Source organism: Prolinoborus fasciculus (genome assembly GCF_056724605.1).
Genome location: NZ_JBWZQN010000026.1, coordinates 18477 through 40284, shown reverse-complemented (window position 1 = coordinate 40284; position 21808 = coordinate 18477). Strand labels below are relative to the sequence as shown.

Annotated in this window: 18 protein-coding genes and 1 pseudogene; 12 read left to right on the top strand and 7 right to left on the bottom strand. The window is 44.3% G+C overall.

The features are described 5' to 3' along the window. From AC1P5O_RS08110 to AC1P5O_RS08100, 3 genes and pseudogenes are all read left to right on the top strand, one after another. Positions 1 to 176, top strand: a pseudogene (locus AC1P5O_RS08110) (IS5/IS1182 family transposase); the annotation flags it as partial. Positions 177 to 242: 66 nt separating this feature from the next. Beyond that, complete coding sequence (locus AC1P5O_RS08105) at positions 243 to 1157, top strand: hypothetical protein (protein WP_228719749.1); 915 nt, start codon at positions 243 to 245, stop codon at positions 1155 to 1157. A gap of 17 nt (positions 1158 to 1174) precedes the next feature. After that, a complete protein-coding gene (locus AC1P5O_RS08100; RefSeq protein ID WP_004732009.1) occupies positions 1175 to 2458 on the top strand; it encodes a hypothetical protein in 1284 nt (427 codons plus the stop codon). A gap of 58 nt (positions 2459 to 2516) precedes the next feature. Here the strand turns inward: AC1P5O_RS08100 and AC1P5O_RS08095 are convergent, their stop codons facing one another. From AC1P5O_RS08095 to AC1P5O_RS08080, 4 genes are all read right to left on the bottom strand, one after another. Next, on the bottom strand, positions 2517 to 4235 hold the full coding sequence (locus AC1P5O_RS08095) for a proline--tRNA ligase (protein ID WP_004732007.1): 1719 nt from the start codon (positions 4233 to 4235) through the stop codon (positions 2517 to 2519). Positions 4236 to 4331: 96 nt separating this feature from the next. Next, the gene (locus AC1P5O_RS08090; RefSeq protein WP_004732006.1) at positions 4332 to 7439 is read right to left on the bottom strand and encodes an efflux RND transporter permease subunit; all 3108 of its coding nucleotides are present in this window, start codon (positions 7437 to 7439) and stop codon (positions 4332 to 4334) included. 24 nt (positions 7440 to 7463) lie between these two features. Then, the gene (locus AC1P5O_RS08085) at positions 7464 to 8591 is read right to left on the bottom strand and encodes an efflux RND transporter periplasmic adaptor subunit (RefSeq protein ID WP_004732003.1); all 1128 of its coding nucleotides are present in this window, start codon (positions 8589 to 8591) and stop codon (positions 7464 to 7466) included. A 51-nt stretch (positions 8592 to 8642) separates the two neighbouring features. Further along, positions 8643 to 9290 (bottom strand): hypothetical protein, encoded by a 648-nt coding sequence (locus tag AC1P5O_RS08080; RefSeq protein ID WP_004732001.1) that lies wholly within the window; start codon positions 9288 to 9290, stop codon positions 8643 to 8645. A 286-nt stretch (positions 9291 to 9576) separates the two neighbouring features. Between AC1P5O_RS08080 and pilG the strand changes: the two genes are divergently transcribed. The 7 genes from pilG to AC1P5O_RS08045 all read left to right on the top strand — a co-directional run bounded on the left by pilG (position 9577) and on the right by AC1P5O_RS08045 (position 18096). Continuing rightward, the gene (gene pilG, locus AC1P5O_RS08075; RefSeq protein ID WP_004280711.1) at positions 9577 to 9960 is read left to right on the top strand and encodes a twitching motility response regulator PilG; all 384 of its coding nucleotides are present in this window, start codon (positions 9577 to 9579) and stop codon (positions 9958 to 9960) included. Between the two features lie 25 nt (positions 9961 to 9985). Continuing rightward, complete coding sequence (locus AC1P5O_RS08070; RefSeq protein WP_004731998.1) at positions 9986 to 10354, top strand: response regulator; 369 nt, start codon at positions 9986 to 9988, stop codon at positions 10352 to 10354. Between the two features lie 5 nt (positions 10355 to 10359). Beyond that, positions 10360 to 10896: a chemotaxis protein CheW gene (locus tag AC1P5O_RS08065; protein ID WP_004280709.1), complete on the top strand. Its 537-nt coding sequence runs from the start codon at positions 10360 to 10362 to the stop codon at positions 10894 to 10896. A 46-nt stretch (positions 10897 to 10942) separates the two neighbouring features. Beyond that, the gene (locus AC1P5O_RS08060) at positions 10943 to 11170 is read left to right on the top strand and encodes a hypothetical protein (protein ID WP_004731996.1); all 228 of its coding nucleotides are present in this window, start codon (positions 10943 to 10945) and stop codon (positions 11168 to 11170) included. Positions 11171 to 11182: 12 nt separating this feature from the next. After that, entirely contained in the window at positions 11183 to 13015 is a 1833-nt protein-coding gene (locus AC1P5O_RS08055) for a methyl-accepting chemotaxis protein (protein ID WP_004731994.1), read from the top strand. A 167-nt stretch (positions 13016 to 13182) separates the two neighbouring features. After that, a complete protein-coding gene (locus AC1P5O_RS08050) occupies positions 13183 to 17634 on the top strand; it encodes a hybrid sensor histidine kinase/response regulator (protein WP_348939115.1) in 4452 nt (1483 codons plus the stop codon). Between the two features lie 3 nt (positions 17635 to 17637). Continuing rightward, a complete protein-coding gene (locus AC1P5O_RS08045; protein WP_004731989.1) occupies positions 17638 to 18096 on the top strand; it encodes a hypothetical protein in 459 nt (152 codons plus the stop codon). Positions 18097 to 18161: 65 nt separating this feature from the next. On the opposite strand, the gene dapE is transcribed toward AC1P5O_RS08045, so the two are convergent. From dapE to AC1P5O_RS08030, 3 genes are all read right to left on the bottom strand, one after another. Beyond that, positions 18162 to 19298, bottom strand: coding sequence for a succinyl-diaminopimelate desuccinylase (gene dapE, locus AC1P5O_RS08040; protein ID WP_004731987.1), 1137 nt, complete (start codon positions 19296 to 19298; stop codon positions 18162 to 18164). Positions 19299 to 19419: 121 nt separating this feature from the next. Continuing rightward, complete coding sequence (locus tag AC1P5O_RS08035; protein ID WP_004645837.1) at positions 19420 to 19569, bottom strand: entericidin A/B family lipoprotein; 150 nt, start codon at positions 19567 to 19569, stop codon at positions 19420 to 19422. A gap of 115 nt (positions 19570 to 19684) precedes the next feature. Beyond that, complete coding sequence (locus tag AC1P5O_RS08030; protein WP_262466773.1) at positions 19685 to 20560, bottom strand: DUF1853 family protein; 876 nt, start codon at positions 20558 to 20560, stop codon at positions 19685 to 19687. Positions 20561 to 20647: 87 nt separating this feature from the next. Here AC1P5O_RS08030 and AC1P5O_RS08025 point away from each other — a divergent pair, with 87 nt between their 5' ends. Then, positions 20648 to 21130 (top strand): YbaN family protein, encoded by a 483-nt coding sequence (locus AC1P5O_RS08025; RefSeq protein ID WP_085064465.1) that lies wholly within the window; start codon positions 20648 to 20650, stop codon positions 21128 to 21130. Then, positions 21127 to 21660 carry a cell wall-recycling L,D-carboxypeptidase ElsL gene (gene elsL, locus AC1P5O_RS08020; protein WP_085064464.1) on the top strand — a complete coding sequence of 178 codons (534 nt, stop codon included), beginning with the start codon at positions 21127 to 21129 and terminating at the stop codon, positions 21658 to 21660. The genes AC1P5O_RS08025 and elsL overlap by 4 nt, the downstream gene beginning before the upstream one ends. Positions 21661 to 21808: the final 148 nt, after the last annotated feature.

Below are 21808 nucleotides of genomic sequence, written 5' to 3'. Positions count from 1 at the left end.
GGTCAGGCTATCATCGCCGCAGTTTGGTGGAAACCAAGATGCATTGCATCAAATTATTAGGCGATAAATTAATGGCAAGAAGCTTTCCTAGTCAGGTGAATGAAATTCATGCACGTGTAGCAGTCCTCAACAGATTTACGGAATTAGGTCGACCACTTACCCAAGTTACGCCTTAAATTTGGCTCAATTAGGGGCGCTTTGCATTTCAAATCTTTGTGCAACAAAGCCTATCAGATAACTCTTTGACAGAAATTGGTGGCGATGGTGGTTCATGGGGAATCGGTATTCCTATTTATAATTTAAATGCCAATGTTGCGTTGTCTGGAACGACTTATGGAACAGACAATAAGCAAGCAATTGCTTATAACATTATGGCATCTACAGAAGGCTATGGAATTGACAAGAAAACCGGTTTACCAAGCACAACCTCGATTATATTGATTGATGGTAAAAATGGTGAGCATGGTGAGGCTGTTAACTATTATGCTGGTTTTAGGAATATCGATGCTTTGATCAAGTCAGAAGGAATTATTAGTTATAAAGATGAAGGTATTTATATTCGCGCTGATAAGCTGCTGATTGGAGCCAAAGCTGAGCTTGCGATTGGTCAATTACCAGGATCTAAATATAATTGTACCAATGCATCGATCACTAAATGCGGGGGCTATGTGCCTCACGATAATTTTTCTAAACGTGATGATGTCCTGACTAATATTGCTTTTAAACTTGATGGAAATGGTGAACTTCTGATTATTCCTGGTGTAGACCCAACTAGCAGTTCACCAGATACCAACTTCCTGTCATTTAATGCAAACTTTGAGTTTAGACCCCTTACCGCAGAAGAAAATGCCAACAAAGATAATCTGGGAAGCTATTTTAGTATCGCCAATGAAGATATTGATTCAGCCGGGGTATTAAAAACTTCGTCAATTAACTTTAACCGGATGGAAGGTCATTTGGGTGTCAAAGCAAAAGTTCGTGTCAGTGCAGATACAGTGACTTTGGATAATCAGGTCAAACTCAATTATGAAAATAATATTGCAACACCATTTAAGACCAATTTTGCCATGGCGACCAATGGCAATATGCAAAACATGGCAAGTATTGCACTGACTGGTGGAACCATTCGTAGCACGATGGGAATCACACCACGTTAAAAATCAGGATGAGAAAAATGAAAAAAATAATATTAAAAAGTCTAGTGGTAGCTATGATGGGCCTAAGTGGTCAGGTATCTGCATTAACCTCATTGGAAGACCAAGAGCTCTCAGAAGTCAATGGGCAGGCTTTATTGTCAATGGAGGTTCAGTCTGGATTTAACCAGATGGATAATCTAGGAGCTACTTATGACCAGAGTAATATCTCATTTTATAAATTAGGCCTGGAAGCCGAGATGGAAATTAATACCAATATAAAAAAGCTACAACTCGGGTGTGGCGGTGTTAATGGTGCAACCGGCTGTGATATTGATATTGATCATATTGCCTTAAGTGGTAATCCTACGAATGGCGCGGATCGTGCCGCGACTTCAGCTCTGATTACTAATCCATTTGTACAATTTGCCATAAAAAATCCAAATCAGGCATCTACACGTGAAGTTTTAGGTTTCCGTTTAAGTGCGGAAAAGATTTCAGGTCTATTGACAATGGGGACAGAAAATAGTGCTACACCAAATGGTATTAACAGTTTCAGTGGTTATATGAAAACAAAATCTTCATCAGGAGTTGCAACAACCGCTCCTCGTGTCATGGATTATGCTGCAACTGGAATGAATATTGAGGGCACGGTAAAAGGCACTATATTAGGTCAACCATTACCTCTGGATTTACATTACACATCTAGCAATTATGCTTTCCAGTTAAATTCTACAACAGCACCTTTTACTATTCCTGCTACGATAGTGTCAGGAACAAGAATGAAAGAAGTTGTACTAAAAGGGACAGGGACAGTAGGTCGTATTGATTTTAAAGGACCATTAAAAGCAGAATTATTGGATGGAGCATTAAAATTAGATAAAGATATTACAGGCTACTTAACCGGGCTACAGACAGACATTACCGTTAAACAAAATCTCGGACTTATTCATGCTTTATATTTAGATAATCCAGCTTCACTCTCCTTGCAATCCCAAAGCATCTTATGGCCTGGCGCAGCAGTCGCGGCAAAACAAGGATGGTGGATGGCCATGGAAGATGAAGTAGATTTAGGAAGTATTTCACCTTCATATAGTGTGCCAATTTCAGATGCTGTTTTAAAGCAAACTATTACAGGAATTAACCATGATTTAACCACTAATGTGCGAGATTGTGGGAGTCTAGTTTTTGGTTGTGTGCTAGGGAGTGCGCTTGATGTAAAGGAAATTAAAAATCCTGCACTACTTGATTTCCCTCTCACTAATTTAACTTTACAAGGCCAGAATTTTAAACCGAACTGTTTCGGTGGACATAAATTCTGTTAAGGGTGCGATAGCCATAAAAAATCCCGCCAGATGCGGGATTTTTTATAAGAAAGTGAAATTATTTAGCAATCTTCGCCAATAATTCTTCTTTCGAGATATTTACTGATTCAGCATCACGGCGGCCTTTATATTCAAAAGTACCTGCATCTAAACCTTTTTCACCGATCACAATACGGTGTGGAATGCCTGTAAGCTCAAGATCAGAGAATTTCACGCCCGGACGTTCATTACGGTCATCGAGTAACACGTCAAAACCTGCAGCTTGTAATTCAGCATAGAGTGCTTCCGCAGCTTCCATAGTTCGTGGAGATTTGTGTGCATTCATCGGCACAATGGCAACTTCAAACGGTGCAATGGCAGTTGGCCAGATAATGCCCTTCTCATCAAAGTTCTGCTCGATTGCAGAGGCCACCACACGCGTCACGCCAATACCATAACAACCCATTGTTACAGTAAATGGTTTGCCATCTTCACCCAATACTTTACAACCCAACGCTTCAGAGTATTTTTGACCCAACTGGAAGATATGACCTACTTCGATACCACGTTTGATTTGAAGCGTACCTTTACCATCTGGAGATGGGTCACCTTCAGCCACGTTACGTAGGTCATAAACTTCAGTGAACTGTGCATCACGTTCCCAGTTTACACCAGTTGCGTGTTGATCTGCTGCATTTGCACCCGCAACAAAATCAGACAATACGGATGCTGCACGATCAACAATAACGCTTACACCTTTTTCGACCAGACCTTGAGGACCGACAAAGCCAGCAGTTAAGCCAAGGGCTTGCAGTTGTTCTTCAGTAGCAAATGTTAAAGGTGCAGCAATTAAAGGATGTTTTTCAGCTTTAATTTCATTCAGTTCGTGATCGCCACGAAGGAATAAAGCAACCACAGGTGCATCTTGACCTTCTTCAGTCGCAACACCTTGAACCAATAAGGCTTTTACTGAATGAGCAGGGTTCGTACCCAAGAATGCTGATACATCTGCAATGGTTTTTTGATTTGGTGTATCTACCAGTTTGAGTTCTTGTGTAGGTGCCGCACGTTCACCGACAAGTACTGCTTCTGCCATTTCAATATTGGCTGCATAGTCAGATTCAGTCGAAAATGCGATATCATCTTCACCGCTTGAAGCCAGTACGTGGAATTCGTGAGAACCTGAACCACCGATTGAACCGGTATCTGCTTGTACTGGACGGAAATCTAAACCAAGACGGGTGAAGATTTTGCAGTAGGCTGCATACATGTCGTCGTAGGTTTGTTGCAGTGATTCCTGGTTGGCATGGAAAGAGTAGGCATCTTTCATAATGAATTCACGTGAACGCATTACGCCAAAACGTGGCCGAATTTCGTCACGGAATTTGGTTTGTACTTGGTAAAAGTTTGCAGGCAATTGCTTGTAGCTTTTTAATTCGTTACGTGCAAGGTCAGTGATCACTTCTTCATGCGTCGGACCGAGAACAAATGGGTTGCCATGGCGGTCGTTGAAGCGTAAAAGCTCAGGACCGTATTGTACATAACGACCTGATTCTTCCCATAAAGATGCAGGTTGAGTCACCGGCATATAGACTTGAAGTGAACCGACTTTGTCCATTTCTTCGCGAACGATCGCTTCAACTTTATTTAATACGCGAACGCCCATCGGCAACCAGGTGTATAGACCTGAAGCCAACTTACGAATCATACCGGCACGAAGCATGAGCTGATGTGAAATAACCTCAGCATCGTTCGGGGTTTCTCTTAACGTTGCAAATAAAAAGCGACTCGCGCGCATGGAAACTGTCCTAAAAAATTAAGCGTTAAAGCAGGGATTATACAATAAAAAATGAGGTGAGCTTTTGGGAATGTCACCTCATTGTGTTGCATTAAATTATGCCATGATTTTACGTGCCTGACGCAGCATAAAATTCTTAAAGTCATCCAGGTAAGTAAAGATCACCGGCACCACCACCAGGGTCAGCAGGGTAGAGGTAATTACCCCACCAATCACCGCATGCGCCATCGGTGCACTTTGTTCACCACCTTCACCTAGCCCTAGGGAAAGTGGCACCATGCCCATGACCATCGCGCTGGTAGTCATCAGAATAGGACGCAAACGGGTTTTACCAGCGGCAATAATCGCATCATAACGGTCTTCGCCGCGGTCCATGGCCTTCTTGATGAAGTCGATCAGCAGAATCGCATTCTTGGTCACCAGTCCCATCAGCATGATAATGCCGATAATCGAAAATAGATTCATGGTGGAATTAAACAGGAATAAGGCCAGAAACACGCCAATCAGCGACAATGGCAGTGAGGCCATAATTGCTGCAGGATGAATAAAACTGTTGAACTGCGAACCAAGCACAATATAGATAAAGACAATCGACAGGGTAATCGCAGTCAGTGCATAACCTGCGGATTCTGCCATGTCGGCATTGGAGCCTTGAGTGTCGAAACTATAACCCGGTGGCATATCGAAATTTTCTTGCAAGCGGCTGATATCCGTCCCGATGTCGCCTGCAGGACGTCCTGAAGTATTGGCCTCGACCAGAACTTCACGTGCCAGATCACGTCGATTAATCTGCGAGGCGCCCAGTTTTTCTTGAAATTTGGCGACACTCGAAAGCGGGACCAGAACTGGTTGATTATTGGCATCGGTTTTATTCGAGGTGATATACATATTCTGTAAATCGCTAGGCAAGCTGCGCTGGTCTTCGGTCAGGCGCAGATTCACATCATAGGTTTCACCTTTTTCATCCTGCCAGGTCGTGACATCATCACCGGCAATCAGCGGACGCACTACATTGGCAATCTGATTGACCGATAAACCTAAATCACTGGCCAAGACGCGATTGATCTGTACATCAAGAGTCGGCTTGGGTTCTTTTAATGAAGTTTCCAGATCGACAATGCCATTAATCTTCGCCATTTCCGTCATAAAGCGATCGGAAATTTTTTGCAGTTCATCTAGATCCGGACCTTTAATCGAAATCATGATCGGCTTCTGGCCACCTGAAACGGTTTCATCGGCGGATGCCACCGAGGTAATGCTGATTCCTGCAACCGATTGTAGACGCTGGCGGAATTCATTATTCAGGTCATTCAGGGTCTTTTCACGTTCGGTACGCGGCGTTACAGTCACCCGTAAACTGACATGGTTTTTACCGCGGTCAGTTGCGCCATTAATCACCCCATAAGTGGCTTTGACATCCGGATGCTGACGAATAATCTGATCCACCTGCTGCAGTTTGGCTTGTGAATATTCAAGCGATGAATCGACCGGTGTTTCAAACTTGATCCGGATTTCGCCTTTATCCGGGACCGGTACAAATTCGGTGCCGATCAGTTTGGATAAACCCAAAGCACCAAATAATGAAGCGACCGCAATCAGCAGGGTAATAAGCCTAAAACGTAAGGCCAGTTTTAATAATTTTTCATAGACATGGCTTAAGTTATCCAGCTTGCCGGAGATCCAGCTAAAGAAACGTTTCACCCAACCTGGTTTTTTGTTTGGATCTTTTTTCTTTTCTGCCCAGTGTGCAGAGAGCATAGGATCCAGGGTAAAGCTGACAAACATCGAGATCAGAACGGCCATACTTACCGTGACCCCGAACTGGTAGAAGAAACGGCCAATAATTCCGCCCATAAAGGCCACAGGCAGGAATACGGCAACAATGGTCAGTGTCGTGGCCAGCACGGCTAAGCCAATTTCTTTTGTGCCATCGAGCGCGGCAGTTACATGGTCTTTGCCCATGTCGGCATGCCGGACAATGTTTTCACGTACTACAATTGCGTCATCGATCAGCAGACCAATACTCAAGGACAGCGCCAGCAAAGTCATCATATTGATGCTAAAGCCAAAGGCCCAGATAAAGGTCAGCGTGCCCAAGAGTGCAATGGGTAGGGTCAAACCGGTAATCACAGTTGAACGGAAAGAGCCTAAAAATAATAGGACAATCAGCACAGCCAGTACCGCACCTTCAATAATGGTGCGGGCTACATCGCCAATGGTGCCGCGGATACTTTTGGAGGAATCTACCACTACTTGTAAAGTAGTGCCTTGGGGAAGCTGCGCCTCAATACTTTCTAAAGTTGCATAGCTCTTGTCTACTACTTCAATGACGTTTGCATCTGAACTACGCAAAATATCAATCGCAACTGCAGTTTTGCCATTCAGAAAAGCTGCGGATTCCAGCTCTGCCTGACTGTCTTGAATATTAGCCACTTGTCTGAGGAAAATTGGTACGCCGTTTTTATTGGCAATGACCAGATCGCCGAAGGCGAGGGGATGCAGCACTTTGGAATTGATTTCAATGACCAGTTCCGAATTACCCGATTTAAGCGTCCCCCCCGGGACTTCAATATTCTCGGCTTTTAAGGTGTTGATCACGCTATCTACACCAATGCCAAAGGCTTGCAGTTTTTGCGGTTCCACCTGAATCCGGATCTGGCGCTGCGCATCACCAAGCAGATTGACCGTTCCGACTCCCGGAACTGTGCGCAGTTGTGGCACAATCCGCTGATCCAGATAAGAACTGAGCGCTTTTACATCCATGTTGTCGGATTCAAATACAATCGACATCACTGCATTTGCTGTCGGATCATAACGCTCAACAATCGGTTCCTGAATTTCATCCCGGAATTCAGCAGTCACAGAGGCGACTTTATCCCGCACGTCCTGGGCTGCTGTGGTCGATGTCACATCCAGATTAAATTCGGTGGTGATGATGGACAAGCCTTCACTTGATTGGGAAATCACCTGTTTTAAACCGGAAATGGTATTGATCTGATCTTCAAGTTTTTTGGTGATTTCCGATTCAACCGTTTCCGGAGAAGCACCCGGATAGTTGGTATAGATCACCACAAAAGGGAAATCGACATCAGGAAATTCTTCAACGCCCATGCGCTGCCAGGAAGCCAGTCCCAGTACCATCAGGCAGAACATCATCATAATGGTGAAAACCGGATACTTCACACTAATTCGGGTAAACCACATATCAATGATCCTGTGTGAATGGCTTTAGTTGGCGCGAAGGGTGACAGTTTTTTGCAGATCGGATTCGCTAAACTTAACCCGGCTGACCTGATCGCCATTTTCCAGTCCTTGAACCACGGCAATGTTGTCGCTATAACGCTGTTCTAGAACCTGAACATTGACCTTGATAATTTTATTCTGGCGAATCACCCAGACATAGGGTTTGCTCTGGATATCCTGGACAGTATCTAATGGAATCAGCTGGCCAGAGATCTGTTGTGAACTCAGAATGTTGCCTTCGACAAAGGAGCCAATGCTAAGTGAGGGAATTGTTTCATTTGGCGTGGCAAAGAATTCGATCTGGCGACTGGCCTGATCTGCGATCGGGGAAATCCGGCTAATTACGGCAGTGAGCCGATTTGGATTCCCTTGAATAGTGTATTCGACCTGACTGCCCAGTTTTAAACCTGATTGCAGATCACTGGGTACGCGTGCCTGAATTTCCAGTCGTTTTGGATCAACGATTTCAAACAGGGTTTGTCCAATCGCCACGGTTTGGCCGGGTTCAACCTGACGCTGGGTAATCACGCCACTGATCGGGCTGGTCATGGTGCCATCGCGATCTGCTTTCTGGGCAATATCGACATTGGCTTGCTGGGCGCGGACATTTTCAAGCTGGGCCTGATAATCGACCTGACTTTGTTCATATTCTACTTTTGAAATAAAACCCTGATCGAGCAGGCGCTTTTTACGCTGCATCATGTTGCGAGCCTGATTGGCTTGCGCTTGAGTAGAGGCCAGATTTGCACGTGCCTGTGCCAAGCGGGCTGCATTGTCCTGATTATTCAGGCGTACCAGCACCTGTCCTTTAGAAACAGTTTGACCTACCTGCGCGTTTACGCTGGTAGCAGTAGCAGAGACCTGTGCTTGTATGCTGCTTTGATTGACTGCACGAATAGTGCCGGTGAATGCAGTTTTTTGAACTGAATTGCCAGATTGAACTGCAACTAGATCTTGAGGAATGACTTCAATGGATTTGGGTGTTTCTGCTTGCTGTACGGGTTCATTTTTATCACAAGCCACTAAAAACATATTTAAGCAAAGTGCACTCATGATCAGGATAGAGCGCGGGGAAGGCATATTTAAATCATGAGAATGCGGTGCAGTTTGCATATGAGTCCTTTTAGCGTGCTATGGATCAAAACCACGGCCAGCTATTTGTATTTATTCAAGTGCTTTTAAACGGGCGATAATTTTGTCGTATTCTGCTTCCAGATTTCGATAGCGACTTTGTAAAGATTGAATATTTTCTTTTTGGGAAACGAGATTTTTCTGGTTATTGTCTAATGTTGTTTTCAGGTGTGCCGGTGGGGTTTTACCTTTACGTAAATATTCGCGTTCCTGACGCACAAACATGACCCGATCTTTTTGCAGTTGCTTCATTTGTTCTTGCTGGAAATCAATCTGTTTTTTTAACTGCACCAGGCTGTCATTCTTTTTCTGTAAAGCGGTCTGGCTATTATTATAAGCGCGCTTGAGTTTATGGTCTTCGGCAATCCGCTGCGCCTGTTGGGCACGTTGTGGCGCTTGCCTGATATCCGCTTCGGCATTATAAGGACGCGCTCGCTTAATGACCTGCATATTCTGGTCAAGTGCTTCATAGCCATAACGGATATGATTGGGTGTGACGTTAGTACTGATATTGGCCACACCTTTGCTGTCATAATAACGATACCAGGTGGCTTTTTGTGGGAGTTGGTTACTACTCGCACACGTTAAGCTCACCTGTAACAATAGCAGCGCAACAACAATGAATTGACCAGTCATTTTATTTTTATCAATGACAGCAAGTTTTCTTAAAAACTGACTCATCATTGGCTCCCCGAATTTAAAGTTGACTAAATTACTTATTTTAAAGTAATAATCTTGTTATATTAGACTTAAATTTATCAATAAAAAACTACCGTTAGTCAAAAAAAAACCAATAACGATAAGAAAATGTGAAGCTGTTATTAAAAATAAATGATTTTGTCTACTTGTGTAGAAAATGTTCATTGATAATACAAGTGACTTTATGTTAAAAATGTTTATCGATCGTAATAAAATAATCCTATGAGTCTTATGGCATATAGTTTCTAAAATGGGAAGGGTTAAACAAATGGACGATAAATTCCAAAATCTAAAAATTATGGTTATTGATGACTCAAAGACCATTCGTCGTACTGCGGAAACTCTTCTTCAACGCGAAGGTTATGAGGTCATTACTGCAGTAGACGGTTTTGAGGCTTTGTCAAAAATTGCCGAAGCAAATCCAGATATCGTTTTTGTAGATATTATGATGCCGCGCCTAGATGGTTACCAAACCTGCGCCTTAATCAAAAACTCTCAGAATTACCAGAATATTCCTGTGATTATGCTATCAAGTAAAGATGGCTTATTTGATCAGGCCAAAGGTCGTGTCGTGGGTTCAGATGAATACCTGACCAAACCTTTTAGTAAAGATGAATTGCTCAATGCAATCCGTAACCATATTAGTGCTTAATATTTGATTTTTTTGGGGAATTGGCATGGCACGTATCCTAATTGTGGATGACTCACCGACAGAAACTTTTCGCTTTAGAGAGATTCTTTCTAAACATGGCTTTGAGGTGATTGAAGCAGCCAATGGCGCAGATGGCGTCACCATGGCACAGGCAGAATTGCCGGACCTAGTTCTGATGGATGTGGTTATGCCGGGTGTGAATGGTTTTCAGGCAACCCGTCAGATTGCACGTGGTGCAACGACCAAACATATTCCAATCGTGATTGTCAGTACCAAGGATCAGGCCACTGACCGTGTATGGGGCAAGCGTCAAGGCGCAGCGGATTATCTAATAAAACCAGTCGATGAAAAACAATTAATAGATGTAATTAAGCAGCACCTCAATGCAGGATAAGCTCTATGGCAGCAAATGGATTTATCGAATTGCTTCGCATTGCGAAACGGGGGAATAAAAACTACGTTTCCAATGGCAATGAAGTTAACCGATGGTCGGGCATTGCTTTTGAGATGATGGGGCAATATTTTGTTGCCCCGCTGGGGGAGGTATCAGAAGTGATTTATCCCCCAGAATATACGCCGGTACCCAAGACACAAGCATGGGTGTTGGGTCTGGCGAATATCCGGGGAAGACTGTTATCGGTTTCTGATCTGACGCAGTATGTATCAGGGCAGAGCAGTCAATTTTCACCGACTCAAAAAGTATTATGCATCAACCATAATGACCAGTATGTGGGTTTGGTCGTAGATCAAGTTTTGGGTATACAACATTTCAATAAGAAAAGTTTCTTTTCGAAGAAATCTGAATTGGATAAAAACTTACAAGAATATTGTCAGGGGTTTTTCCATCAGCACAACCAGCAGTGGCATGTGTTTTTATTCAGTCGTCTGTTGCAAAATCCAAAATTTATGAACGCATCTATAAAATTTATAAATTAAATGTCGCGCTCGAAAGTAAGCAAGGCGTCAACCGGGGAGAGGCTGCATGGGCTTTAAACTTAAAAAGAAAAATACAGGTGAGAGCACTGGCCGCAAAGGCGGTAATGCTTTTTTAGCTAAGATTCAAACGCAAGTAGATCAGTTATCACGTGTATTTGGTGATAGTGAAAAATCAAAACCGCTGATCTATGGAGCAGCAGGCTGTCTTTTAGCCGCACTGATCACTTTATTGTATCTTTTTTATAGTGTTCCACGTACCAACGAACTCACTTAAAGTCTGGGTGATTTGCGTCTCCTCTCGCAAACGATTTCGCGCCAAGCGACTGAAGCGACAGCTTCGGGTACGCCTGAGGCCATGAAGAACCTCACTGACTCGCAAAAAGCTTTTGCTGAAAATCTTGAGACAGTTAAAAGTATTCACTCTAACAATGATGCGTTGCAAGCTGTTGATAAACAGTGGACAGAAGTGTCGAGCAGTATTGATCTGATTACCTCGCAACAAAAGATTATTAACCAGTTATACGACACCAACATCGCGATTGGTGAAGCGATTCCGGGGATTCAGGCGGAATATAACTTGATGGTCGACCAGATGGCACGTCAAGATATGCCATCGAACCAGGTGGTTATTGCCAAAAACCAGGTATTCATTGCAGAACGTATCTTACGTTCAATCAGTTTGGTACTGACAGGTAATGATGGTTCACGTGAATCTGCGGATGACTTCAGTGCCGATACCGAAACTTTTGGTTCTTATCTGAATGCACAGTTAAATGGTTCTGCTGAACTGGGTGTACAGCGTATTGCTGATCCAACCCTGCGTGAATCTCTGGAAGGCATCAAGGCTGAATATGATGACGTACTGGAATCTGCATCAGCGATTATTCTGAAAAACTCTACACAGATCGTAAAAGTTCGTCAGGCAGCCGCATCTATTTTTTCTCAATCTGATGTGCTTTTGGACAACCTGAATAAATTATCGGGTAACTCAGGTCTTAAAACGGTTGTTCCGGCAGTCCTTCTGATCGCATTATTAGTCGGTTTCTTGCTGTGTGTATTCAAGTTGCTTTCTCTGCGTGGCTTGTCGGACAAGCAGCGTGTAGGCCGTTTACAAGAAGAGTATGACCGTAACCAGAATGCGATTTTGCGCTTACTGGATGAGATTGCCGATCTTGCAGATGGTGACTTGCGTTCATATGCAACAGTATCTGAAGACTTTACTGGTGCGATTGCCGACTCGATTAACTTTGCGATCGATCAGTTACGTGACCTGGTATCGCGTATTACTGAAACTTCACAAGAAGTTGCGCAATACACCGCGACTACACAAAGCATTACCAACCAGTTAGCTGAAGCATCTGAGCATCAGGCACAAGAAATTGCCGGTGCTTCTGCAGCGATTAACGAAATGGCACTGTCGATTGACCAGGTATCTGCCAACGCCGATGAATCAGCAGTGGTAGCAGAGCGTTCAGTACAAATTGCTGCAAACGGTGCAGATGTTGTACATCGCTCAATTGAGGGTATGGACACGATTCGTGAACAGATTCAGGAAACTTCAAAACGTATTAAACGTTTGGGTGAATCTTCTCAGGAAATTGGTAACATCGTAGCCTTGATTAACGATATTGCCGACCAGACGAACATTCTGGCATTAAACGCAGCGATTCAGGCGTCGATGGCCGGTGAAGCAGGTCGTGGTTTCGCGGTCGTAGCCGATGAAGTACAGCGTCTTGCGGAACGTTCAGCTTCTGCAACTAAGCAGATTGAAGGCCTGGTAAAAACCATTCAAACGGATACCAACGAAGCCGTTATTTCGATGGAACAAACTACATCGGAAGTTGTACGTGGTGCGAACTTGTCTAAAGATGCCGGTGTAGCACTAGATGAAATTCAAACGGTATCGAACAACCTGGCGAAACTGATTGCGAACATTTCTGATGCTGCGAAACTACAGTCAGCATCTGCAGGTCATATTGCAACCACGATGAATGTCGTACAGGAAATTACTTCGCAAACTACCAGTGCAACCTTCGATACAGCACGTTCGGTATCTGAACTGGCAAACATGGCCGATGCATTACGTGAATCTGTATCTGACTTTAAACTACCAGAATAAAGTCAGACATGATGGGGAAATGTGTCTTGACCGCGGTTGAGACACATTCAGAAAATACAGATAAAGCCTCGACAAGATGTACTTAACTTCATACGTTAGGTATCGCGTGACGGTCACAATTAAGTTTGAGCGCCCTTCTTGGCGGCATAACGTAAGAAGCATGAGCTATGAAAGAAATATTAAAAAATTTAGTTGAAACGACAACGCTTCCTGAAGATAGTTATCTTGACCAAGATGCAGAAATTCTTGAAATTTTTGTTGAGGAAATCGAAGAGATCTTCGTTGAGTTAAATGCTTTATTTCCAGAATGGTTGAGCAATCCAGATCATCAAGAAAATCTGAAGACCATTCGCCGCCATTTTCATACCCTGAAAGGTTCAGGCCGCATGGTCGGGGCAAAATCGGCAGGGGAAATGGCCTGGGCGGTTGAAGATACCCTAAACCGGGTTTTGTCCGGTTCGATTCAGCTAACACCGACGGTACAGAAATTTGCCCAAGCGGTACTGAATGTCTATCAATATGCTTTATATCCAAAATTCAAACATGTACAGCAATTGGATCTCGATCTGCGTCCAATGGTGCTGTTGGGACAACAATTACAACAACAAATTTCGCCTGAACCTGCATTGGAAGAATTACTGGCATTGGCAGATCATTTGACCGCTGAAGGTCAGATGACAGGTCTTGAGCTTGCAGACAATGAGCCAAGTGAAGTTGAGCTAACAATAGCGCCAGTAGAAGTACCGGTTCGCAGTGATATCGAAGAAACTGTGGCGATCTTTATTGAAGAAGCAGAAGAGCATCTGGATACGATTGCTACCTTCCTTCGCACTGAAGATGAAAAATCACAAGATTATAATGCGCTGATTCGTGCGATTCATACTTTGCGCGGCAGTTCATCGATGGCGCAGATTGAGCAGATTTTTGAAGCCAGTTCCAAGGTGGAACATCTGTTCAAAACTTTGCTACAGGATGAAATTGCTTCTACTTCAAAAGAAACTGCTTTGCTGATTCAGTATGCGGAGTTCGTGAGTGACTATCTGCACCTGCTACGTCAGGGCAATACTGCAAAACTGGATGCGGTATACGCCACCTTTGAGCGTGTCTGGCATGATTATGGCTTTGCAGTTACTGAAACCAATAGCATTCAGACGCAAGGCTTGGTGTCCAAACTGGTTGAGCTGGATATTGATCTGTTATTGGATGCCGAGTTTGAATTTGATAAACGCGCCCAAGTCGATTATCCGGAATATATTCAGGCACTCAGCCAGCAGGCTGCAGAATTGCTAGCACATACAGAAAGCCGGGCAGCGCAGGGAATTCATGAATTCACTGCCGATCTGAAATCGGCTTATGATGCGCTGCTTGAAAAGCCAGTACTGCTAAATAGCGATTATGCCTATGAATTGTTCGCACAGGCGCACCAGGAATTTATTCATTTATTTGATACCTTGGCCGCAGGACAGCGCGTCATTCTGAATGATGAGATTCAAAAAATACTCAGTGAACTGTCTGCATTTGTGCAGCAGGATCTCGAGATATTTGCTGAAGATACTAGCAATCAGAATGTTGAGCTAAGCTCAGAGAGCACACAGGTGGCTGAAACTGTCGCGACTGGTAGTGTGGATTTTGCTGGCTTGAGCCAACGTATCGCTGCGGATCGTCAACAGCAGCAAAGTACTGAAACCAACCGTGATTTTGATGAAGAATTATTAAGTATCTTCCTGGAAGAAGCGGATGAATTGCTGGCAGGGATTGATGAAGATCTGAATACCTGGAGTAAAAAACAGGACGATACAACCTCACTGAACAATCTGATGCGTCATTTGCATACCTTAAAAGGTGGTGCAAACATGATTGCAGCTTTGCATATCGGTTTGATTGCACATGAACTGGAAAGTATTTATGAGCGGGTGATCCGTCAGCAAATTGCCGTGACACCTGCTTTAATCCAGATTATTCGTCTGGTTCAGGATAACGTTTCCGATCGTATTCAATCCATTCGAGAAGACGGTATTGATTATCCTGCACCAGAAGCGATTGCGATTCTGCAAAATATTCAGGTGCTGGTGTCTGGACAAGCTGTTGCTGCTGCGGAGAGCGCGAATACTGTAGTTGAAGTTGCAGAGGTCCAAGCGACATCAATTTCTGAGCCGCAACTTGAAGAGTCAGCAACGACTGAACATCCTGCAACTGATCTGGCAGAAGCTGAAGAATTACTGGAAATCTTGGAATCTCCTGAGGCTACTGAAGACATACCAGTAGAACGTTCTGAAGAAGACGAACTGAAATCGATTGTTGAAGAATCTTTCTTGGAAGAATCCGAAGAGATTCTGGCGAATGCCGAGAAGCTCCTCAATCAATGGTTTGATCAGCGTAGTGACCGTAGTTTATTGCTGCAATTACAGCGTGCTGCCCATAGTATCAAGGGTGGCGCACGTATGATTGATGTTGAAGAAGTGGCCAGTATTGCCTATGAGCTGGAAACGACTTTCGAACAGTTTGCGGTCTACCAATTTAACTCGAATGCTTATGATGGCTTATTGCAGAAAACGCTGGTTTGGTTAAGACAGGCGATTTTCCAGCATGACTATAACGGTTTTGATCAGCTGTACAGCAGTCTGAAAAAGATTGCTTATGTGGACGTTACTGCGCAATTGCCTGAGCGTCTGGCGAAAACAGATAATCTGGTGGTCAGCACCGACTTCGGCTTTGTTGAAGGTGATGGTACTGAACCGCCACAGATGATGGGTGAGTGGGCGAATAGCGGCACCAGCGATAGCAATAACGAGATGATCCGTATCTCTGCTGATCTGGTCGAGAAGATGATTGACCTGTCCGGTGAGAACTCGATTAACCGTTCGCGTATCGAGATGGACCTAGGGCAGCTTGGCAATACCTTGAACGAGATGGAATTGGCGATCAAGCGTCTTGCTGATCAGTTACGTCGAATGGAAGGCGAGCTGGAATCACAGATTATTGCCAAACATGGTTCAGAGAACTCGCGCTATGCCGACTTTGACCCGCTGGAAATGGACCAATATTCCTCTCTAAACCAGCTGTCCAAATCACTGGCAGAATCTGCATCAGATTTGGTCGACTTCAAGAGTACCTTAGCCGACAAGATTCGCGAAACCGAAGGACTGTTATTGCAACAATCCCGTATTCAGGCCGAGATTCAGGAAAGCCTGATGCGTACCCGTCTGGTCCCATTTGACCGGATGTTGCCGCGTTTACAGCGTATTGTGCGTCAAACCTCGACCAGCTTGAACCGTCCTGCAGAACTGATCGTACAGAATACCGAAGGTGAACTGGATCGTAACATTCTCGAGCGTCTGGTCACACCATTTGAGCATATGCTGCGTAACGCGATTGACCATGGTCTGGAAGATACTGCAGATCGTATCGCACTGAACAAGCCGGAAATGGGTTCGATTGTCTTGAACATCAGTCGTCAGGGAACCGATGTAATCGTGTCCTTTAGTGATGATGGTAAGGGGATCGATGCGGAGAAGATTCGTGAAAAAGCGATGAGTCTGGATCTGATCAAAGCGGATCAAGTTATTGATCAGGAAGAAATCCTGCAATTTATCTTCCATCCTGGTTTCAGTACCGCGAAAGCAGTGACCCAGATTTCTGGTCGTGGTGTCGGTCTGGACGTGGTGCAAAGTGAAATCAAATCTCTTGGCGGCCATGTGTCAGTAAGCTCGGAACTAGGCAAGGGCACCATCTTTACGATTCGCGTACCGACGACCGTGGCGGTCAGCGATGCCTTGATGGTGAAAGTGGGCGATCAGCAATATGCGATTTCACTGGCGCAGATTGACCGAATTGTACGTATTGCGCCGACTATATTGGAAAGCTATTTCAACAGTAAAGATGACTATTTCAAGATCGATGGCGCAAACTATAAGCTGCGTTATCTGTCTGAGTTTGTTGGCAACCAGCCAATTCCACGTCTGAATAATGTTGGGCATTCATTGCCGGTGCTGTTGATCAAAGGAAATAGTGGTCAGACCATTGCCTTACTGGTCGATCAGCTGGTCGGTTCTCGAGCGCAGATTGTGGTGAAACCGATTGGACAGCAGTTTGCCAATGTCAGAGTGGTGGCCGGTGCTACGATTTTGGGTGATGGTCAGGTCTGTCTGATTCTCGATGGACAGAATGTTGCCCGTCAGATTCAGGCGACACAGCGTGTCAAACAGCTCAATGATCAGCGTGATGGTTCGCGTAATGCAAATGCACGTCGTCTGGTAATGATTGTCGATGACTCGGTAACTGTACGTAAAGTGACGTCGCGTCTGCTTGAACGTCAAGGCTATGATATTGTGACTGCCAAAGATGGTGTGGATGCGATCGAGCAGCTTGAAAACGTCAGACCGGATCTGATGTTGCTGGATATCGAAATGCCGCGCATGGACGGTTTCGAAGTGACCAATCTGGTTCGTCACCATGATATTCACCGTGACTTGCCGATTATCATGATTACCTCACGTACCGGTGAGAAGCATCGTGAACGTGCATTCAGCTTGGGCGTAACGCACTATATGGGTAAACCGTTCCAGGAAGCGGAGCTGCTGGCCAATATCCAGCAACTGATTGCTGAAAAACAGGGGTAATATATGAGTCAGACCAATTCGAACAACAAAATGGCTGATCAGATTAGCCAGCAGGAACTTCAGCATCTGATTACGGTATCGACCGGATTTATTGATGCCTATATTATTGACTGTCATGGCAAAGATCCGATGCTATTGCCACAAAATATTGTCCTGTCAGCACTGGATAGCAATACGCAGGTTAAGACAGTGGAGTGGCATGAAGCACAATTGCCAGTTTATGCAGTGAATGATCCTTTACGTCAAAATGGAGTGGCACTGGTGATTGAGGGTGATGAAATCACTCAGCGCTTTGCCTTGATGTGCAATGAAATGCCGAAAACCATCCGGATTCGTATTTCCGAAGTGGTCGATGTCGATCAGCCCGTGAATGATCCTGCCATCTTTCAATATGTGCGTATGAACGAACAGCTTTTCCATATTCCGAATATGACGAATATTCAGGCTTCAATCGGACTGTAATCCAAACTATAAAATATAAAAAAGGAACTCCATGGAGTTCCTTTTTTATTGCGTTATGAATTTACTTAGTTGGCGAGTAAATTCACGAGAATCTGCTCATAGATTTCAGCCAATGGCTCTAAGTCTGCAATATCGACATGTTCATTGATCTGATGAATCGTGGCATTCAATACGCCAAGTTCCAGTACCTGTGCGCCGGTAGGGGCAATAAAGCGGCCATCTGAGGTACCGCCCGAAGTCGATAGTTCAGTTTCAGTCCCCGTCACATTCAGAATGGCGGTTTTAGCTGCATTTACTAGTTCACCAACTGGCGTCAGGAAAGGCAGGCCAGATAAAGTCCAAGAAATGTCATAGTCCACACCATGACGATCCAGAATTTCTAAAGTACGTGCTTTGAGTTCTTCGGCGGTCACTTCAGTTGAATAACGCCAGTTGCACAATAGGTTCATGGTGCCGGGAACAACATTGGTTGCGCCTGTACCCGCATTGATATTGGAAATCTGGAAGGTCGTCGCCGGGAAATATTCGTTGCCATGATCCCAGACTGTGTCGCACAGTTCAGCAATGGCTTTAGAAGCGGTATGAATCGGATTCACGGCCAGATGCGGATAAGCCACATGACCCTGTTTGCCTTTGACTGTAAGGTTGGCATTTAATGAACCACGACGGCCATTTTTGACTATATCGCCCAGTTTATTAGTACTTGACGGTTCACCGACCAGACACCAGGTAATTTTCTCATTACGCGCTTCCAGTGTTTCAATCACTTTCACCGTGCCGTTAATCGATGGACCTTCTTCATCTGAAGTAATCAGGTAGGCAATCGAACCTTTGTGATTCGGATATTTTTCAACAAAACGTTCTGTTGCAACTACCATGGCTGCCAAAGCCGTCTTCATGTCGGCACTGCCACGACCATAAAGTTTGCCTTCACGGATTTCTGGTAAAAAAGGATCTGAGTTCCAGGCATCCAGATTCCCTGTTGGCACGACATCGGTATGGCCAGCGAAACAGAAGACCGGACCTTCTGTGCCTTTGCGTGCCCAGATATTATCTACATCTTCAAAGCGCATGGATTCAATATTGAAACCAATCTTCTTTAAACGTTCAGCCATGATGTTCTGGCAGTCATGATCAATCGGTGTGACAGAAGGCTGACGTAATAGTTGCAGGCTTAAATCGAGGGTAGCGGAAGAGCTCATACGGTATTCAACAGTCGATAATTTTTTCGGTTCTATAATAGGCGAATATAGGCTTGAATGTGAACGACTGATATAAAAAAACCCTATCTGGGATAGGGTTCTGTGAGCGTTTAGGAAAAAACTAGTTTTGACGGATTTCGTCAGAGGTTTTTTCAGCAGTATTGGTTACCGCATCGCCAGCCTTAGACACATCTTTGCCCATGCCTTTTACGGTGTTACAGCCAGTCAATACAAAAGCCATCATTAATGAAGCAGCAAGAATTTTTTTCATCATCATCTCCGTATAATCAATAATAAAATTATTATGATGTGGGACTTAGAGTAGAAAATATACGCTCTAAAAAATATGTGGTTTTCATAGTGCTTCGGTTAATAAATGTAATGCTTTATAGGGGCTTATGCGATGGATGCTGGATCAGCACCGGATTGCGATACATATAAAAGTCATCACTATCGAGTTTTTTATAAAGTCCATCCGTCCACCAGATCGCAGCTGAACTGCTCGGCCGGGCTTGCGGATAAATCCATTCATGTCGTTGCAGACGATAGAAACCGTGCTGTGCAGCAGGAATATGCTGTCCCCATAAGCCCAGACGACGCTCGGTATTGATCCATGAGGGAATTGGCTGATCGGCATGATGTGTAGGCAAATACAGCTGTCCCTTGAGGACGCAAAACCGTCTTTGAATGGGATGCTGCAAAGCCTCATCAAACTGGAATTGTTTTTGTGTGAAATGCTTCATTTTTCTGATTAAAGTATCGGTGCGGTTCAGGCCATACCAATGCGGCAAACTAAAATCGGCTTCGGCTAGATAATATTTCAATGCTACTTCCCAATGTTCAATCTGTCCTGTATCGCTATTTAATAGCAGAAAATCCAGTTCGCCTAAGGTCTTTGCGCCTTCAATTTTTTGCAGACTATGGCCAAGCAGCCGATAGGGATGAAAAGCGTCATCGAGTAACCAGAACCAGACCAGCATTTCAAAGCGCAGTCCTAAACGCGTACTTTTCAGTTGCTGCACAAATTTGATTAATTCTTCTGGATGCTGATCAAGAAATTCCAAGCGTGGATGATAATGACTAAGATGTCGCTGCCAGGTCTGGCTGTCATGCAGTTCAAAGTGATGTATGAGTTCAAGTTCATTTGGAATATGGGACAGGATATTCGGACTGCCAACAGCAAATGCCAGTTGCCGCACCAGAGGATGTTGATAACGTTGCCATGCTTCTACAAGATTTTGGTTTAAACTGGAAAAGGGCATAGTACAACCTGTGAAAAGTGCAGAAATACAACGGACAGTATCGGAAAACGCTTTATACTACCTGAATTCTGCGGTTAGGGTTGATGTATGAAAGTGTTGTTTTGGCGAAGTCTGGTGGTGCTGTTTGTGATCCTGGGCTTTATCGGTGCAATCCTGCCGGGTATGCCAACAACGGTCTTTTTGATTCTGGCGGCCTGGGCGGCATCTAAAGGCTGGCCGCAAATGGATGACTGGTTATTGAATCATCCCAAATATGGCCCGACCTTAAGAGATTGGCGCGCGCACGGTACTGTACCGCGTAAGGCCAAATGGCTGGCCAGTATCATGATGCTGATCAGCGGGATCATCATGCTGTTTACCACGGCACCCTTAGCAGTTAAAGCCTTTACCAATATTACGATGCTGATCGTCGCGATCTGGTTATGGCGACGTCCTGAACCAAATCAGATCATTATTCAGAAAAATACAGTCGACCCAGAAAAGACAGATATACCAACAGCGCCATCTGAAGATAATCAGTTAAACCCTATAAAACCAAACAAAATAGAGTCTGAGAATAACAAGTCATGAATACCTTGCATCTGGATCAAGCCGATATCCTGATTGATCTTGCCCAACAAAAACTGTATCTGCCCCGTCTAAACAAACAATATCTGATTTCCAGTGGCAAAAATGGCATTGGTGAAACTGAAAATAGTGGCAAGACCCCGCGTGGCTGGCACAGAGTTGCTGAAAAGTTTGGTCAGAATGCTCCCTTAAATAGTGTATTTGTCGCACGTCAGGCGACGGGTGAAATTTATAATGCCGAACTGGCAGCGGAATTTCCGCAGCGTGACTGGATCCTGACGCGTATTTTATGGCTGAGAGGCCTTGAGGCAGGTTTTAATCAAGGCGAAGGCTGCGATACCTATCAGCGTTATATCTATATTCATGGCACCCCAGAAACCGAAAAGATGGGAGAGCCGCTGTCGCACGGCTGTATCCGTATGCGTAATCCGGAGGTCGCTGAATTATTTGACCTGATCAGTGAAGATGCACTGGTCTATATTTCAGAACAGGCATTAGATCTGGGCAGGCTGAATGTTTCGAAAAGCGAATAAAAGTTAGATTTTAAGATTATGTGAAAATGGTTTTGTTTTTATGGACTGAATCTGCTTGGTGGAGACAGCAGAAAAGATTGATTAATCTGATCCAGATGGTATTTTTATCGCATGGAATGGGTTAAATGATTATTTGAAGCTTAGATTT